Annotated in this window: 14 protein-coding genes and 2 pseudogenes; 7 read left to right on the top strand and 9 right to left on the bottom strand. The window is 53.4% G+C overall.

The window, feature by feature from the left end; all coding sequences use genetic code 11:
• Window positions 1-2: 2 nt before the first annotated feature.
• Entirely contained in the window at window positions 3-431 is a 429-nt protein-coding gene (locus NC979_RS24015; RefSeq protein ID WP_242024156.1) for a nuclear transport factor 2 family protein, read from the top strand.
• 290 nt (window positions 432-721) lie between these two features.
• Window positions 722-1,090, top strand: a complete 369-nt coding sequence (locus NC979_RS24010) for a hypothetical protein (RefSeq protein ID WP_190522454.1) — start codon at window positions 722-724, stop codon at window positions 1,088-1,090.
• Between the two features lie 503 nt (window positions 1,091-1,593).
• Here NC979_RS24010 and NC979_RS25455 read toward each other — a convergent pair.
• From NC979_RS25455 to NC979_RS23995, 4 genes and pseudogenes are all read right to left on the bottom strand, one after another.
• Complete coding sequence (locus tag NC979_RS25455) at window positions 1,594-1,791, bottom strand: hypothetical protein (RefSeq protein ID WP_431191116.1); 198 nt, start codon at window positions 1,789-1,791, stop codon at window positions 1,594-1,596.
• 93 nt (window positions 1,792-1,884) lie between these two features.
• Window positions 1,885-2,336 (bottom strand): annotated as a pseudogene (locus NC979_RS25450) (ABC transporter ATP-binding protein); the annotation flags it as partial.
• A 3-nt stretch (window positions 2,337-2,339) separates the two neighbouring features.
• On the bottom strand, window positions 2,340-3,569 hold the full coding sequence (locus NC979_RS24000) for an ABC transporter permease (RefSeq protein WP_190522452.1): 1,230 nt from the start codon (window positions 3,567-3,569) through the stop codon (window positions 2,340-2,342).
• Window positions 3,570-3,834: 265 nt separating this feature from the next.
• A complete protein-coding gene (locus NC979_RS23995) occupies window positions 3,835-5,223 on the bottom strand; it encodes an efflux RND transporter periplasmic adaptor subunit (protein WP_190522450.1) in 1,389 nt (462 codons plus the stop codon).
• A gap of 324 nt (window positions 5,224-5,547) precedes the next feature.
• Between NC979_RS23995 and NC979_RS23990 the strand changes: the two genes are divergently transcribed.
• Window positions 5,548-6,843, top strand: coding sequence for an ATP-binding protein (locus NC979_RS23990; RefSeq protein WP_190522448.1), 1,296 nt, complete (start codon window positions 5,548-5,550; stop codon window positions 6,841-6,843).
• Window positions 6,844-6,902: 59 nt separating this feature from the next.
• Complete coding sequence (locus NC979_RS23985) at window positions 6,903-7,592, top strand: response regulator transcription factor (RefSeq protein WP_190522445.1); 690 nt, start codon at window positions 6,903-6,905, stop codon at window positions 7,590-7,592.
• A 151-nt stretch (window positions 7,593-7,743) separates the two neighbouring features.
• Here NC979_RS23985 and NC979_RS23980 read toward each other — a convergent pair whose 3' ends face one another.
• The gene (locus tag NC979_RS23980) at window positions 7,744-8,412 is read right to left on the bottom strand and encodes a tetratricopeptide repeat protein (protein ID WP_190522444.1); all 669 of its coding nucleotides are present in this window, start codon (window positions 8,410-8,412) and stop codon (window positions 7,744-7,746) included.
• Window positions 8,413-8,561: 149 nt separating this feature from the next.
• Window positions 8,562-8,777: pseudogene (locus tag NC979_RS23975) on the bottom strand (IS1 family transposase); the annotation flags it as partial.
• A gap of 322 nt (window positions 8,778-9,099) precedes the next feature.
• On the opposite strand from NC979_RS23975, the gene NC979_RS23970 reads away from it, so the two are divergent.
• Window positions 9,100-9,465, top strand: a complete 366-nt coding sequence (locus tag NC979_RS23970) for a hypothetical protein (RefSeq protein ID WP_190522442.1) — start codon at window positions 9,100-9,102, stop codon at window positions 9,463-9,465.
• Between the two features lie 68 nt (window positions 9,466-9,533).
• On the top strand, window positions 9,534-11,270 hold the full coding sequence (locus NC979_RS23965) for a tetratricopeptide repeat protein (protein WP_190522440.1): 1,737 nt from the start codon (window positions 9,534-9,536) through the stop codon (window positions 11,268-11,270).
• A gap of 602 nt (window positions 11,271-11,872) precedes the next feature.
• On the opposite strand, the gene NC979_RS23960 is transcribed toward NC979_RS23965, so the two are convergent.
• A complete protein-coding gene (locus NC979_RS23960) occupies window positions 11,873-12,646 on the bottom strand; it encodes a hypothetical protein (RefSeq protein WP_199308977.1) in 774 nt (257 codons plus the stop codon).
• Complete coding sequence (locus tag NC979_RS23955) at window positions 12,636-13,001, bottom strand: PadR family transcriptional regulator (RefSeq protein ID WP_190522438.1); 366 nt, start codon at window positions 12,999-13,001, stop codon at window positions 12,636-12,638. Before NC979_RS23955 ends, NC979_RS23960 begins: the two co-directional genes overlap by 11 nt.
• A 432-nt stretch (window positions 13,002-13,433) precedes the next feature.
• Here NC979_RS23955 and NC979_RS25500 point away from each other — a divergent pair, with 432 nt between their 5' ends.
• On the top strand, window positions 13,434-13,556 hold the full coding sequence (locus tag NC979_RS25500) for a zinc-ribbon domain-containing protein (RefSeq protein ID WP_199308976.1): 123 nt from the start codon (window positions 13,434-13,436) through the stop codon (window positions 13,554-13,556).
• Between the two features lie 368 nt (window positions 13,557-13,924).
• Here NC979_RS25500 and NC979_RS23950 read toward each other — a convergent pair whose 3' ends face one another.
• Entirely contained in the window at window positions 13,925-14,752 is an 828-nt protein-coding gene (locus NC979_RS23950; RefSeq protein ID WP_190522436.1) for an SPFH domain-containing protein, read from the bottom strand.
• Between the last annotated feature and the right edge of the window lie 1,659 nt (window positions 14,753-16,411).

Below are 16,411 nucleotides of genomic sequence, written 5' to 3'. Positions count from 1 at the left end.
CTTTGAGTCAGCAAATGTCAGGAAGCCGGGCGGTGCCTTTTTGCGCTAACTATATGAATCCAGAAATCGAAACCCAAATTCGCGAGTGTGAGGCGCGGCTTTACACCGCAATGTCAGCTTCTGACGTATCTGAATTAGATGCGCTCATTGCTAATGACCTGCTTTTCGCTGGGCCAACTGGTGAACTAGCAACTAAAGCGATGGATTTAGATTTGCACCGTACTGGTGGCACTCAGTTTCACGAATTTGTGCCTAAAGAGCTAGAAATACGAGTTTTGAGCGAACACATTGCTCTTGCGTCGGTTCACGTTTTCTTGAGCGGCACGTATTTAGGAAATGCTTTCTCAGGTGATTACCGCTACATGAGAGTTTGGCGTGGCGGCAAAAGCGGTTGGCAGATTGTTGGTGGCAGTGTTACCGCGATGGTTTGAAGGCCTAAGCTTTCTTTGACTTTCGTAATGGCGAACGTTCGAGTCGTTGAGATTTATTGGTGGTGGTATCCAGCTAGCCAATTGATAAAGCGGGCGATCGAGAGATTTTGATCGTGCAGCCGAGACTATCTGGTGCCGCTCATCTCAGTTGTTAAATAGCTTCGATAGCTATGTGAAACATGGCTTTAGAATTACTTGTTAAGGCAGAAAACTGCTACAAGCTATAATTTTTGATAGACAGTGGATTAGTAACAATCCTGACAGCTAAGAAACTGGAAAGGAGTTCGCTTATGCCGTCGCTCAGAACAACTCTTCTCGTTGACAGTGTTGTTTGCTTTATTTATGGAGCAGTATTGACGATCGCAGCAAGATTACTCTCCACCGTGTTTATGAATACTACTGTATCTTTGCTTGGTTATTCGACTGAAGAAGCGCTCAGAATTTTGGGCTTGTGTGTTTTAGGAATCGGGCTATATGTTTGCGTTGTTGGTTATACAAAACAAATTACGTCTATTGCGGTTTGGCTAGTGATTGGAGCAGTAGCCGTTTTCGGTTTCATGATCTTTGAGCTAATTGGGCTTCGATCACTGCAACGAAACCGTATTGACCTTATTAGAGGAGATTTAAGTATTGAACTGCAATCGTTAGATAGCGATTAGCATTTTGTAATTTCTAGCTAACAAACCTGCCGCACCGGAACGCACTAATAGGATCAGCAGAGTCGCCGGGGTTGTTTACGTCCGGCAAGCGCGATCGTTATACCTCCTGCGATCAACCGGTTTCCTGAAATATCGACCTTGAATGGGCAGAACGACAATGCAGGGAGGTAGCTGAGGTGATTATCGATCAAATTGAGTGCTCAATCGGCTAGCCTGTTGAAGACCTGCGGGTTGAGCAGTTGCCTGCGCGCGCAGCTAGCCATCCAAAGATTTAGTGGCCAAATCGCACTCCATAAAAGGCTTCGAGCCATTTCTATTTAATCTGAGCCAAACATACCGTTTGTGAGGGGCTTGCAAATAATTTGAGCTCATTGCCATTTATTGTAGGCATAACGGCCCAACTATTGGCATTTAATCTCAGATCAAAATCAAGCCGTTTGCGAGTATGAGGTTATTGTTCGCGAGCCACTACATTTAATGGAAAGAATGGGCTGATCATCGGTTCAAACCTCTGTTTTGCGAATGAGTTGGTTGGTATCTCTGATGGAGCTATTGGGTGAGGGGGCTGGGGAGTGGGAGTCGGCAATGATCTGGCCATCGCGGAAGGTGATGGTGCGATCGCACTGCTCGGCCACTTCGCGATCGTGGGTGACCATAATGACCGTCATGCCGTCGCGGTTGAGGTCGGCGAAGATGGCCATCACGCTTTGGCTGGTTTGGGAGTCGAGGGCGCCGGTGGGTTCGTCGGCAAGCAGGAGTTTAGGGCGGTTGACAATGGCGCGGGCGATCGCAACTCTTTGCTGCTGACCGCCGGAGAGCTGGTTGGGGCGGTTGTGGAGGCGGTTCCGAGGCCGACTCTTTGCAGAGCGCGGGTGGCGCGCGCCCTGCGTTTGGCTTTGGGCAGGTTGGCGTAGACCATGGGCAACATCACATTCTCTAGGGCGCTGAGCTGGGGCAGCAGGTGAAACTGCTGAAACACAAAGCCCAGGGTGCGGTTGCGGATCTCGGCCAGGACGTTTGCTCCCAGGCTGTTTACCGGGTGGCCGTCGAGTCGGTAAGTACCCGCAGTGGGGCGATCGAGGCAGCCAAGAATGGCCATGGCGGTCGATTTGCTCGATCCCGATGGCCCCACAATGGCGCAGTATTCACCCGCTTGAATGGTGAGGCTGGTGGGGTGCAGGGCGTGGACAGCGAGTTCGCCGCTGCTGTAGGTTTTGCTGACGCGATCGAGTTCGATCAGGGCCATGGTTTAGCTCCGCAGGGCAACGATGGGGTCGAGCTGGGCGGCGCGGCGGGCGGGCAAAATGCCAAACACCAGGCCAATACCGCCAGAGACCGAAAAGGAAAGGGCGATCGCCACCCAGCTCACCGTTGCCTCCAGCGGGCTCAGCAGCGCCACCAGCCCCACGCCGCCAGCGCCAAACACCACGCCCACCAGCCCGCCCGTAACCGCCAAAATTACCGCTTCGATGGTGAATTGAGCCATTAGGTCTGCGCCCTTGGCCCCGATCGCCTTGCGCAGACCAATCTCCTGGGTCCGCTCGGTGACCGACACCAGCATGATGTTCATAATGCCAATGCCCCCCACCAGCAGCGAAATGCTGGCCGTAAACCCCAGCAACAGCACCAAAATATCGGATACACTGGCCGCCGTAGACAGCAATTCTTGCTGGCTCTGCACCGTAAAGTCGTCGTCGCGATCGCGCAGCTCATGGTGCAGACGCAGCAGATTTGTAATTTGGTACTGTGCGGCACTGGTATCGGCCTCGCTGCGGGCCGACACGGCGATCGTCTGCACCGTGGGGCTGGTTTGGCCTACCTCCAGCCCCGTAATCTGGCTCACCATCGCCTCAATGGGAATATAAATCGCCTCATCCTGGTTTTGACCAAAGGATGCCCCCCGCGCCGCCGCTACCCCCACCACCGTAAAGCCCACTCCATCAATGCGAACCCGTTGATTGAGCGGGTCTTGGCTGCCAAATAAAATCTTCGCTGCCTCGCTGCCCAACACCGCCGCTGTTAAGCCCCCCTGGGCATCCACGGGGTGCAAAAATCGTCCCCGATCCACCGTCACATTCCTCACCACCGGGTAATCTGCCGTAGTGCCAATCACATTGGCCTGGGTCTCAGCCGCACCCTGGGTTACCCGCAGCCGCTCACTCTTCTCCGGCGACACCGCCTGGATAGCTAAGACTTCCGCCGCGATCGCCTCCGCATCCGCCAGCGTCAGCGTATCGGCTCGCGCCACCCCCGCCTGCGGCCCCCGCTGCGCATCCCCCGGCGTCACAAACAGCACATTCGTCCCCAACGCCTCAAACTGCCGCGTCACAAAACTCTGCGCCCCCTGCCCCACCGCCACCATCGCAATCACCGACGCATTGCCAATCACAATGCCAAGCATCGTCAAGCCGCTGCGCATCCGGTTAGCGTTCAGGGCTTTGACAGCCATCGTGGCGTTTTCAAGAAGGTTGAGAGACATAGGGGTAGATGGGTGGATGAGTAGGCGGGTGGGAGGGTAGGCAGTAGGGGATAAGGTGGCTAGGGTGATGAGAAAGATGGGGATATGAGATGAGGTCAATCGCAGTTGCCCACAGATTCATTCGCAGAACGGAGGTTTAAACCGATGATTAGCCCATCTTTTCCGTGAGGTGCAGGACGACGGAACGTCCTGCTCGATGGGGGACTGGGGCCTGCGAAATGGCCCCAGCGGCAGACTTGGCTCTTGACCTCAATTGCTCGCCGCCTCAACCCGGCGGCGGCGACGGCGGACTAAACGGCGCTCCCCCCTCCTCCCTTGGCATATCCAGAAAAACGCGATCGCCCCCCTCCACCCCCGTCAAAATCTGCGTCTTTCCCCCCTGCGTCAGCCCCACCGTCACTGGCCGAAAAACCGGATTGCCCAACCCATCCGCCACCCGCACCCCCAGCTGGCCATCCTCAGTCGCGATCGCCACCGTCGGCACCAGCAGCGCCTCCGCCACCGTCTCACCCACAAACGTCGCCGCCACCGTCATCCCCGACCGCAGCCGATCCAGTCCCGTCTGCAGTTCTACCGTCACCTGAAACACCGTCACATTATTTTCAATCAGCGCCTCCGGCGCAATCCGCTTCACCTGGCCGCTAAAAGACTCCTGCGGAAAAGCATCCGCCACAATCTCCACCGTTTGCCCTACCGCCACCTGACCAATGCTCGCCTCTGCCACCTCAACCTCAACCTCCAGCCCCGAAGACAGGGCCAAAATTGAGCTCGAGGTCGCCGAAGCCGTCGCCGAAGCGCTGGTTGTCGGTGTCACGATCGCCCCCACCGTTGCATAGGTCTGCGTCACCACCCCACCAAACGGAGCCCGAATCGTCGCCTCACCCAGCTGAGTTTGAATAATCTCGACCTGAGCCCTGGCTGCTGCCACCGCCGCCGCCGCCGCCTCAATCTCTTCCGGGCGAGCGCCGCTAGCGGTTTCGGCCAGCTGCTGCTGCGCTTCATTCAGACTGGCCTCAGCGCTACGGGCCTCAGTTTCGTACTGATCTAGCTCGTTTTGAGGAATTGCCCCCTGGGCTGCCAGGTCACGAAAGCGATCGCGCTGACTTATTGCCAACGCCACCTGCGACTGGGCTGAGGCCACCTGCGACTCAGCCCGACGAATTGCCTCGGGCCGATTGCCTGCTACGGTGCGATTGTATTCAGCCTCAGCCTGGGCTAGCTGGGCGCGACGCTGGGCCAGCTCAGCCTCCAGCGTGCCTACCTCCATGCGGGCTAGCACCTGCCCCGCCGCTACTATGGCCCCCTGATCTACATAGAGCGCCTCCAATCGGCCTGCGGTCTTGGGGCTCAGATTCACCGTAGTCACCGCCACCACGCTGCCCCGCCCCTCTACTCGCACCGTCACCGCAGCGGTTTCGACCGGCTGGGTCAAGGCATTGAGATCACTACTGGTCGCCGGGTGTTGAGAAGGCGGTGGCAACAGCCCCACCCGCGGGCCGACAATCGGCACCAGCCCCAGCAAGCCTAGCAAGCCCAGCAGCCAAAGCCACAGGGGCCAGCGCAGCCAGCGCCTTGGCTTTGCCCCCACATCTACAGAATCGGCATCGGGCGATCGCTCCTCCGCTACCGGGGTAGTTGAAAAATGCTTTGCCATAGGTTCTCTAGCTGCAACCGTAGTGAGGAAAGCTTCCCTTAGCCCCAACAGTGGGACCACGGGAAGCGAGAGTGGTGATAGGGAGTGAAAAGATGGAACACACAACCAACTCAGTTGGGTTAGCCCCATCCTAAGGAGCTGGCCTTAACCCACGCCTGAAGCAAAGCTCCCAAACCTGTTAGGGCAAATGTCGCTGTGAGAGTGACTCAGAGGTAGGAGATTTGTCCTACTGAAGCCGGGCCGCAGTGGGAGGTTAGCCCCTGGTCACAGCCATTTGCGACCTGTACAGTGGGAGGCAGCTAGCTGGTTTGGGAGCAAACCTTGGTGAAATCTGAGTTCCTCAGCGCGTTGAAGCCCGACCCCCAGAATGCGTCATCCTTTGGGGCTGACCTCAGCCATTCCTCACCACGGCGCCAACTGCTCTACGTCGAGTGGGTGCTGCTGGGCATTGCCGTCTGCTTAACCCTGCCCTCCTTTGGCGTGGCCTTTGGAATGGGGGTGGCCTGGCTAGAGCTGCTAATCATTGCCCTGCTGGGCGGTGTGGGGCTGTGGCAACCGGTGCAGCGATCGCACAAACTGCTCTACACAACCATGGAGCTAGGGTTGCTGCTGCTGTTGGCTCTAGCCACGACCCATGTGCCCGCTATGATGCGCATTTTGCCGCTGCTGGGTCTGGTGGTTGTGGTGCGCAGCTGCCAGCGGTTCAAAACCTGGGGCCAGGTGGGGGTGGTAGCCATTATTTTTCTCTTTCACGGCGCGGCGGCGATCGCCTATCGCGGCATTCCCATCCACGAAGATCTCTTGCAGCAGGTGGGCTTTCCCCCCGACCAGATGTGCATCAATGTGTTTCAAACCAACGCCATGTTTGTGTTTGGCTTGGTGCTGGTGTTTGTGTCACTGCTGGTGAATGCGCTGCTGTCGGTGTATCAAAGTCAGCAGGAGCTAGCCGTCGCCCACGAACAGCTCCGTCGCTACGCCGCCCAAATCGAAAACCAGGCCACCCTGCAAGAGCGCAACCGCATCGCCCGCGAAATCCACGATTCCCTAGGCCATGCGCTAACCGCCCAAACCATTCTGCTAGAGAATGCCCTGCTCTACCTACCCGCCCAAGCCGACCAGTCCCGTAGCTACCTCACCAACGCCAAAGACTCGGCCTATCAAACCCTGCGGGATGTGTCAAAGTCGGTTTCAGCCCTGCGCAACAACCCTTTACAGGGGCAATCGCTGGCGATCGCCGTACCCCTTTTAGTCAACGAGCTGTGCCAATCGGCCCGCATCACCTCAGACTGCTCGGTCGAGCTGCCCGAACCCCTGCCCGACGACATCACGCTGGCCCTGTTTCGCATTGTGCAAGAGGCGATTACCAATGTGGTCAAGCACAGCCAAGCCACCACTGTGCAGGTCAAGTTGGGGGCCAAGCCCAGCCGCGTTTACCTCCAGGTGCTCGACAACGGCCAGGGCTTTGATCCCAGCAAAAACACCACAGGCTTCGGCCTGCGAGGCATGCGCGAACGAGCGATCGCCCTCAGCGGCACCTGCCAAATCTGGAGTGCCCCCCACGAAGGTTGCCGCATCAGCGTAATTCTGCCGCTGCCTATGGCGATCGACTATCCCGCCTAAGGATCGGTGCAGTGCTATCGCGACTGCCCCTACTCAATCCACCCCTCACTCCCCCACCTATGATCCGCCTCCTCCTCGTCGACGACCAAACCATCATCCGCCAGGGCTTAACCAACCTCCTAGAGGCTCAACCCGACCTCACCGTGGTCGGCATGGCCGAAAACGGTCAGCAGGCTGTCGATCAGGTCGCTGCCCTCTACGCCACTTCCCGCCAACCCGACGTGGTGCTGATGGATGTGCGCATGCCCCAGGTGGATGGCGTCGCCGCTACTCGTCAGATCTGCGACGACTTTCCGGGGGTAAAGATTTTGGTGCTCACCACCTTCGACGATGACGAATATGTGCAGCAGGCCATGCGCTATGGAGCCAAGGGCTACCTGTTGAAGCAGACCCCTGTGGATCAGCTAGCGATCGCAATTCGCGCCGTGCACCAGGGCTACACCCACATGGGGCCAGGGCTGTTCGAAAAAACTCAGTTCCCTGCGGCCCCCGCCGAACTGATTCCCCCTGAGCTAGAGGGGCTGTCGCCCCGTGAGCAGGAGGTGCTGAAGCTGATTAGCAACGGCCTCAGCAATCGCGAAATTGCCCAGACGCTCTACATTTCTGAGCGCACAGTGCGCAATCACGTCACCAGTATTCTGAGCCAGCTGCAGCTGCGCGATCGTACCCAGGCGGCGCTCTATGCTAGCGGCTTTTGGCCTCAAACAGATAGCCTTAAAGTAGCGAAGCTGCGACTTGAGTCCACTTAGTTCTCATGAGCTATACAGGCATTTCTGGAGCCGGTATGGTTGCCTGTGCGCGCAGCTAGCCTATGTGTTATTGCCACAACCAGTCAACGAGAGAATGCGGGTTTCCCGTAGTACGCTTAGGGTCATATCATTAAGCTCGATCGCTGATTCTTTATTCCACTTCCCTGACCAAATCAAGCACCTGTTGCGCTTCTTGAGGGCGATTTTGCTGTCTTAGCAGCTTGGCGTAGCAGTGGTAAGGCTCTTTGAGTGAATCAAAATTAGAAGGTATGTATACATTCCGAGCCATCAATTCATCGCGGATTGCCGCAAACACTTCAACAGACTGCCTGAGATAGTCAATTGCCAAGTCAGTTTGATTCTGAGCAATCAGCACCTTTGCAATCGATATAAGCGACCACATTTCCCCCTCGCGATTGAGCGACCACACTTCCCAGTTGTAATTGCTGGTTTCTCGGTAAAGTTGTAGGGCTTGCTGGTAGGACTCAATGGCTTGCTCAAGCTGCCCCATATAATCGTAAGCAAGGCCAAGACCAAACAGTGCATGTGCTTCTTGGTAGCGATCGCCATTCTGACGAAAACGTTCTAAAGCAGCTTGAAACGATTGCAGGGCTTCCTGATATTGATCGGTCTTAAACTGATCATAACCCTGATATAAGAGACGCTCAGCTTCTTCATCACGTTGAAAGCTAGTCGGGTCAATTTCGCTCGGAGTTTCTTGCGCTCTTGCAAGTGGCATAGCAACAGGTGTCAGAAGCGCTAGCGGTAGGGTGATCAACAACAGTAACAGTTGGGTGAAGCGCAGGGAGGGTAGAAGCATTTGCTTTCTAAGGGAGAGAGGGAGAAGATTATCGCTGACGCTTCAACCGTACTGCGGAGTTACTAAGACAAACAAGGCTAGAAAAGGTACTTTAAGGAAACAAGTTTATCGGACACTGGTTCGTCAAGAGGAGATACATAGAACCTTTCTCATACAAAGATTTCCTGGGTTGATAAGGGGCGAGAGCAGAGACCTATCGTTATTGCCAAGGTTGTCCGTTTACCTAATCACCAGTGCGGTCTGACCTAATTGTAGATGAACCACTAAACATCTAAGCTGCGCTGCAACCCTGCCCGAGTTTTGGCATAAAGATTCTGACGTCGACGATACGCAATGCAGCGTCTTCTAAATGCCGCATTTTGAGCCACCCTGCGGGCCAAGGATGGCCAAATTGTGACTGCGACGTTGATTCCGGTGCTCTACAAACTGCTCAAGGTTTGAGCCAATGCTTAAGGGCTTTGACGGCAAGTGCATTATGGCAGGGGGAAGCGGTTAGGGTTCCTAGAGAGGGACAGTGGGAACCGATGCATGCCGCTGTCGTCAATGTTTCCATCTCTTGCTTGGCAAAACTTCTTAAATTAATCATCCAAAATAAAAACTCATTCAGAGTTGAGGGTAGATCAGGTTCGCTTAGGTTTCGTAGTCCTAAGCTATCCATATCGGGATCGCATCCTCAGTCAGTTCCTAATGACAAGCAGTGATTCTTTAGCTCATAGAGGAATCAAGATTAGCCTGAGCATCTTGATGGCAATGGGGTTGACGATCGCCTCTTTGCGCTACAAGCAACCTGCTCATTGTGAAACACTTTGCAGAGATGCTCAATCCTGCCAAATTGGACAGTGCATGTTTGGTGAGCAGCAGGCAGGCTTCCCTTTGCCGTTTGTTCAAGATACGGAGGCTAATTCCCCTACAAGTGGCTGGGGTAAGGTCGGGCCAGAAGATTATTTCTATGCAAATCTTGAGGCATTTGCCCTCAATGTTGCTTTTTACAGTCTCATCCCATGGCTGTTTCAAAGGTTGCTTAAATGGCTTTTTTCGCCGTTTCGAACCTAATTCAGTATCAAGGGTGCATTTTCAGATAACAGCCTCTTACTCAAACTTCCTAGCTCTATCGAGTCACTATGAAATCTAACGTGCTCTGTGCCAAACTTCTCCTCCTGGCCGCCCTACCCGCTCTTGGAATACTTACACCGAAACAAGCATTTGCCCTACCCGCTCCGGATCTGCAAGCCAGATTGCTATCAGACATCGCCTTTCAATATGCAAAGCTGGGTGATTCGCAACAGGCAGCCACTATTTCTGAGCAGGCCCTGGAAGCAGCAGCGGCGATGCAACCCTGCTTCAAAGCAAATTCTCTAGCCAAGGTAGCGGGTAGCTACTGGCTGATTGGGCAGGAGACAGAAGGCAAGCGACAGGTTACAGAGGCCATTGAAACTGCCCGTGCCCAAGAGGCAACCGGATGTAGTGGCAGTGCCACCTCTCCGACCGAATCGTTGATGAACCGGGCTGTGGAATTGTCCGATGAGGGCCAGTTTGAGTTAGCGATCGCGCTAGCCAGCGGGATGGGAGCCCCACTTGCCCTGTCGGAGATTGCAGCTGATTTGTTGGACGTAGGACAATCTTGGCGAGCGGACGAGTTACTAAAGGAAGCGATCGCCCAGACACAAACGATTAAGGAAGCGCTCGGCCAGCCACAAACGATTGACGATGCCTACTACCAAACGCAAACGTTGAACATGATGGGCATGAATCTAGCTCTAGCAGGGCATCCTGAACCTGCAAAGATAGTGCTAGAACAGGCCATTCTGAGCGCGGAAACTGTGGAGACCGACAACCCCGAAAGGGCTTCGTTGCAGGGAAGTGCTCTGCTTTGGACGGCACGACAGTTTACGGAGTTAGGCGCAAACGATCGGGCGATCGCGGTTCTTGATCAAACCCTTCCCAAAATCCGTAACCTTCCTACTGCCCCGCTTCCCCTCGATAAAGTGATTCAATTTGTCGATGCGGCGCTCCTTTACCAGCAGGTAGGTCTAAACGACAAAGCCGTGGCGACACTGGAAGAGGCCCATCAGGTTGGGAAAGCCATCGCCCCCGCTAATGCCTTGCGAGGTCGAGCCGATGCGGATGCACTGGGTCGAGTAGCCGTTGGCCATGCCAAAATTGGCGACTTCGAGCGAGCCATGCAAATTGTCGAGGAAATCCAGCCGGTCAGCGAGCGGCAGGGGGCGTTGGGAGACATTGCGATCGCTTATGCTGCAGCAGGTAATTTAGACGAGGCAGTCAAACTAGCGGAGTCTAACCCTAACCGTAACGGTGCGATGATCGGCATCGTCAGACACTATTTGCAAGAAGAGCAGCTAGATCAGGCGTGGCAGGTTGTTCAGGCACAGCAGGTCAAAGGCATTTTGTCAGAAGTGGCAGTTGGGTATCTCGATGCAGGCCAGCCTGAGCAGGCATTGCAGCTCGTTCAAACCGGCAAGCTAGAGGGATTTATGCCAGACATCGTGCAGGGCTATGCTGCGGCTGGGCAACCGGAGCAGGCAATGGAACTGGCTCAAAGTGAAGGCATCGAATGGCTCCTACCCTCAGTGGTGCAAGGATTTGCTCAGCAAGGGCAGTTTGATGCTGCTTTGCAAACGGCGCAATTGATTGTCGAGCCGGTCGATCGCGCACAGGCGTTGATTGCGATCGCTCGTGCCTATACTGAGCCACCGGCTGAGGCACATGGGATACGGCGGTTCGTGACGCGGACGCAGGATAGGATTGTTGGGCTGTTTGGCACCTCCGATCGTGAACGAGCAGCTGAGGTGTTGGTACAAGCTCTACAAGCGACTCAGTCTATCTCCTCAGAGGAATGAGGGATATGGGAGCGCAAGCAGTCGTTTTTGCGTTCTCAAACCGTCGTACTACTGTCGCACATCAGGCCGCTGGAGCTGCCGTCGGAGGCATTGTCGATGACGCGCGCGATCAGCTCTAAATCCTACCGTGCTAGTACTCTGACTAAGTTGAATACATCGGCTGAGAGGCAGTATAACCATTTTGGTGCATCGGACTAACGGAGTTACTTTTGGGATTACAAATTCTTTTGTAGCCGCAGCCAGAAGCGTTATCTGATGAGGACACGCAACCATTGCATTGAGTGACATTCGACTTGGAGTGCAGGTTGATGAAACTTGGCAGTCTTATCAGTAACACACCGATAGTGGTGTTCTCGCAGAGGTGCTGGTGCAAAACAACGTATCAGTAGATGAAAGGTCGCAGGCTTGCGAGCAAGTCAGGAGACAATTTATTAGCCTTGTGCAGGATTACATCACAAGGCAGCCAACGGGATTAACACGAATTTTTGGTGCTTTTGAGCTTACCCGCAAGCCTCGCTCGGGCTCCAAAGTCGTGATTACTTTCGCGACTTCAGCGGAGCAGCCATTCATTCCGCTGAGTTTAACCACACCTGAGCTCCAATTCATAGCCTGATTCTGGAACGCCGAAACAGCAAAGCTGATCCGATAAACATCATGACGAAAAACGCGTTCAGACCCAGTACACCTAACACACCCATGGATGCTTCTACCGAGGTCACCTGAGGCTTGTTGATGATCAGTGCGATCACAGGAACCAATGCCTGAGCGAGTGCTGTTGTAATTAACGTGCGTGCCATTCCCTGTGGCCGAAAACGCGCCATGGTGGCACCAAGGATTCCAATGGCGAGCACTCCGAAATACATCAGGTTAACGGGGTTGTCCTCAGACCCGATGATCCCAACGGCAAGGTTCATCCAGACGAGCAGGAACGCTGCCGCAAGGGCAATACCGACAGCTACTCGGTACGCCATAGTGCCCCCTTTCTTCGCTACCAGTTCATAAGCAAGACCCGTACCAAAGATGAGGGCACCGGCAACAATGAAGTCGCTCAGGTCCCAGACTACTTGATCGGTAAACAGCATCGCTAACAAGGGCAGCAGCAATATGGATGCTGTTCCGAGCGCAAGGTAAATAACGTTTTTGTTTTGCATAATGATATTTGTTATGTTCTCTCTCATAATTCCTGCAAATGTTTCAATGAACATCCAAAGAGCGCAACCCAATAACCCTCGTCTTTCCTGGGCACGCTCTCGGAGAATATCAGTGAAAGTTTGCTTCATTTCCTCACCGAAGCGCTCATAGTACGGCTTTGAGTAGAGACGAAGCAGTTTTGAATACCAGTTTCGGTATCGTCGTATTAAGCGTTCAGATGTCATACGCAAAAGTATTCGGAAAGATTCGCTTTTGTTGAGCAACCATCAAAATTTCGCTGTATCGCTCCAATTCCGCAGCGAGTGCTTTTTTACCGAGCCCGGTGATTTTGTAATAGATCCGCCGCTCGTCGTCCATTGTTGGGTCTATCTTTTTATCGCTCTCACCTATCAACCCCGCCTTGATCATGCGACCAATCGAGCCGTAGAGCGTTCCAGGCCCCATCTTTACCTTTCCCTGTGAATCCGACTCGACCCGCTTCATGATTTCATAGCCATGGCTCTCCTGTGTGGAGAGTGCAAGAAGGATATAAAACACTGCTGGAGTAAGGGGTTTATGGGTTGTATTCTTTTTAGCCATGCTTCATACTATATCCGCAGCGGATATATGTCAATGCGATACTAAGATTCTGAGTCAGCGATCGCGCTTATCCAAAACATACTCAGTGGCAATCGGTTTGGACTGTGTTCTGACGCGATCGCCACTAAGTTACAACCGTTCCAGACCATGATGCTGAAGATAGGGGATTAGGGACGATCGGTGAAGTGTTTCGAGATAAGGAGTTGGAGTGATCAAAGGTGGTATTAAGACAACCAGTCAATGCAGCGGATTAATGAGAGACCTCTGTCTTCAATGCAAATGGGTACAGCCGCCGACTTTAGTTGTTAGACTCAACCAGGTTTTTGAAATATCGACTTTGAATGAGCCGAGCTGCCTCTCCGAGCAGCTATTCGGCCAAAATTTTGGCGGCTGGCGATCGCATTTGCCTGAGGCTAAACTTGCAGCGGTGTTATGGCGGTCGATGTGATGGCAGCTATCAAGTGCAAGGAATGCGGCCGCGACGTGAGCAGCAAAGCGAAGCCGTGCCCTACTTGTGGAGCACAAGTGACAGGCACTGTAGAGTTGGTGGTCTAGTGGACGATAGTAGGAGTCTTTTCTGCCGCCGCACTGGGTTGTGCGTATCTTCACGACTTGTCAAACCAGCGCTATGCAGATGGGCTTGAGCGAGAGTCCGAGGGATTGATGCAACAGCAAGAGCAGGATACCCTTGCTAGGTATTAGCTGTCCCACCGGCGCAACTACTCAACCCACTCCAAAGCCACAGCTAAGCCATCCAGCTACCCCTGCGCGGGCCTCGACCAATCGGGGCAATCTAGGCTCAGCATATTTGTGATACATCCTGAGAATTTCCCACTGGCTGCACTGGCCGGTGGGATTTATTTTGGTCGGTGCTGATCACTGACCGCGATGCTTGAACCGTTTATGTGCGATCGCGGTGCAGGCTACTGGGCGGGCGGAGCGGGTTGCTGGAGGTTGATAAACGGGACGGTTTCCCCCGTCACTTGAGGGAGAACCCCGTTCCACTTTTCGATTGCACGTTGCTGGAGTAGTTCGGCGGAGATGGACTCTTGCTGAAGGCGGTTAGCTTCGGCCTGGGCGCGGGCGGTGGCGACCGTTGCCTCACCGTTGGCCTTCGCCTTCTCTACTTCCTGTCGCGCCCGCTCAGCCTCCTGCTTGGCGGTGATGACAGAGTTGATGGCAGCCTGTAGCTCTGCGTCTGGACGGAGGGAGACAAAGCTGATGGAGTGGACCTGGAAGCCGAGGGGATCTAGGTCGGACTGAATCTCCTTGAGGACGGTATCGAGGAACAGGCTTTTCTGCTCTCCGTAGATTTCGATTGCTTTCATGGTGGAGCCGACTCGGTTGAAGGAGTCCTGCACCATGCGTCGAACGTAGACATCAGCAATCATTTCAGGGGACTGGCGAAACTCAGAAAAGATTTGCTCGGCCTTGTCGGGGGCGAAGCTGTAGGAGATAGCCACGTCTGCCGTGAAGCTAGCGCCCTCAGATGAGTTGAGGGTAATCTGCTCATTCTGGTCAGGGTTGTCGCTGCGCTCCCAAACCAGGTTCTGGCGGTAGGTGGGGAAGTTGTAGATGTCCTCGGTCACCGGGTTGACACCGTAGCGCCCCACCTCAAGGGTTTCCATCTGACCACGCTTGCCGCCTGCCTGGTAGACCTTCACCCCAACATTGCCGGGAGGGACGGTAGCGCAGCCGCCGAGAAGAGTGGCAAAAAGAACAATCGAGATTCCAAGGGTCTTGGTCTTCATTTGATTTGCGCCAAAGCGTAAAGGACAGAGAGTGTGCCTGCTAGCCCCAGGATTACTGAGGCTGGCAGGGCAAAAGGAAAGGCAGCATTGAAAGCTTCTTTCGCCAGCAGGAACAAAATGACTCCGCTCGCTAGCGGGAAAAATACATTGAGCGTCTTCCGGATCATGGCTAAATAGGGTTCTGGATTTGTAGGATGGTCAGCCTTGCAAGCCTGTCCTTGAGGGGTAGATGGTCCAAGTATTCCCTGAAGTGTTCGATCGCTTCATTTCACTGATGACTCCACGTGCGATCGCGACCCTGATTCCGTTGTGCGGTCATTTGAGATTGGTTGAGTAGCTAGGGCACTAGGCGTCAACCCTAGCTGCAGCGGATAAGTGGATTGTGATTCCACCGTTCAACAGTTCACAACGCTTTGCCCAGTACATTTGGGCAATGCTCAAAAAAGCGTTCTCAGAAATGCTCTCAAAATTGCGCTAACCACTCTGAATCGCACTACAGCAGGCTCAATTGCTGCATCCTAGGCTGGCCCACTTCATCGGGTATCGCTGGCCTATCTCGGTCAGGTAGCCTTTCCAATCGGACCCTGTATAGTCAAAGCCATGGGGGTTGAATTGGTGCCATTCATACTCTGCTGAGTTTTTGGAAATATGCTGACTTTGGGGTCAATACATTTATTTTTCTAATGCTCAGCATTGAGATTAATCTAATCCCGATCACTCATTTATGGCGGATGGCATACTAATTGCTGTTTAAAAATCAATTGCAAACCGTATCATGGTATACTAAAAATGTTTACCTGAGTTAACCACTAAGCCTGTTAGGAAAATGAATGCCAACGTTCATCGACACTTAAAGTCTGCTGAAAAAGCAGTTGCAAATTCAAACTTTGATCACTTTGCCGCTCGGCACTGGGAAAGAACAGTCAAGCAGAAGTTGCTGTAATCGCTTCGCTGTGGCAACACTGTGCGACTTGAACCCCACCAAGTTTTTGCTATAAATTGACAGCCGCTTCAGATCCTAGTTGAAAGACAAGGATAGTTACTTCAGTTTATCAACCTGAAGATGATTGTCCTACAGTTTTTATTGGGAATCTATTTAGGTTGGATTCGTAATCCATTCGTTGGATTCGAAAAGTTGCATGGGTATTCATGCAACTTCAGTTTTATGCGCTCAATATTCTTCTTTCTGCTTCTGCGTTGACTCTTTTTTTACTGAGTTAATACCACTTACATCACGGCCAATTTGCTTTGCGCGATGTGGAGGCTCAACAAGAGAGCCTTCCAGAATGTGCTTACTAGTTTGAGATATCTATCAACAGTTGGCTTTTGCTCCTCTCTTTCACATGCCGCAAAAAAAAATTTCGTCATTGATTAGTTTGTCATGGTGCTTACTCCGCTTATAACCTCACTTGCGATCGCCTGTTTTGCCCTGTATCTCAGGAAAATGGCACAGGAAGAGATGGTCAGGATATTTGCCGCAATTGTATCGCTTCTAAGTTTGCTCGCAAGTCTTACTCTAGCTCCCTGGTTTATTCAAGCGTTACTTCTGATTGTTATCTTGATGTCTTGGCGTAATTCAGTTGTTCGCTAAATCTATTGTTGTTTTCAATTGTCTAATAATTCTCCTTCAGTTACTGCAGGAAAATTCAAGTGAAAAAG

The organism is Leptolyngbya subtilissima AS-A7 (assembly GCF_039962255.1).
Classification (GTDB): Bacteria; Cyanobacteriota; Cyanobacteriia; order Phormidesmidales; family Phormidesmidaceae; genus Nodosilinea.
Note: the sequence above shows the minus strand (reverse complement) of the source record. Positions and strands in the feature narration are given on the sequence as shown.

Coding starts and splice junctions, on each gene's coding strand:
- NC979_RS24010 (WP_190522454.1), top strand. CDS start 722: ATGCCGTCGCTCAGAACAACTCTTCTCGTTGACAGTGTTGTTTGCTTT.
- NC979_RS25455 (WP_431191116.1), bottom strand. CDS start 1,791: ATGGCCATCTTCGCCGACCTCAACCGCGACGGCATGACGGTCATTATG.
- NC979_RS24000 (WP_190522452.1), bottom strand. CDS start 3,569: ATGTCTCTCAACCTTCTTGAAAACGCCACGATGGCTGTCAAAGCCCTG.
- NC979_RS23995 (WP_190522450.1), bottom strand. CDS start 5,223: ATGGCAAAGCATTTTTCAACTACCCCGGTAGCGGAGGAGCGATCGCCC.
- NC979_RS23985 (WP_190522445.1), top strand. CDS start 6,903: ATGATCCGCCTCCTCCTCGTCGACGACCAAACCATCATCCGCCAGGGC.
- NC979_RS23980 (WP_190522444.1), bottom strand. CDS start 8,412: ATGCTTCTACCCTCCCTGCGCTTCACCCAACTGTTACTGTTGTTGATC.
- NC979_RS23970 (WP_190522442.1), top strand. CDS start 9,100: ATGACAAGCAGTGATTCTTTAGCTCATAGAGGAATCAAGATTAGCCTG.
- NC979_RS23965 (WP_190522440.1), top strand. CDS start 9,534: ATGAAATCTAACGTGCTCTGTGCCAAACTTCTCCTCCTGGCCGCCCTA.
- NC979_RS23960 (WP_199308977.1), bottom strand. CDS start 12,646: ATGACATCTGAACGCTTAATACGACGATACCGAAACTGGTATTCAAAA.
- NC979_RS23955 (WP_190522438.1), bottom strand. CDS start 13,001: ATGGCTAAAAAGAATACAACCCATAAACCCCTTACTCCAGCAGTGTTT.
- NC979_RS25500 (WP_199308976.1), top strand. CDS start 13,434: ATGGCGGTCGATGTGATGGCAGCTATCAAGTGCAAGGAATGCGGCCGC.
- NC979_RS23950 (WP_190522436.1), bottom strand. CDS start 14,752: ATGAAGACCAAGACCCTTGGAATCTCGATTGTTCTTTTTGCCACTCTT.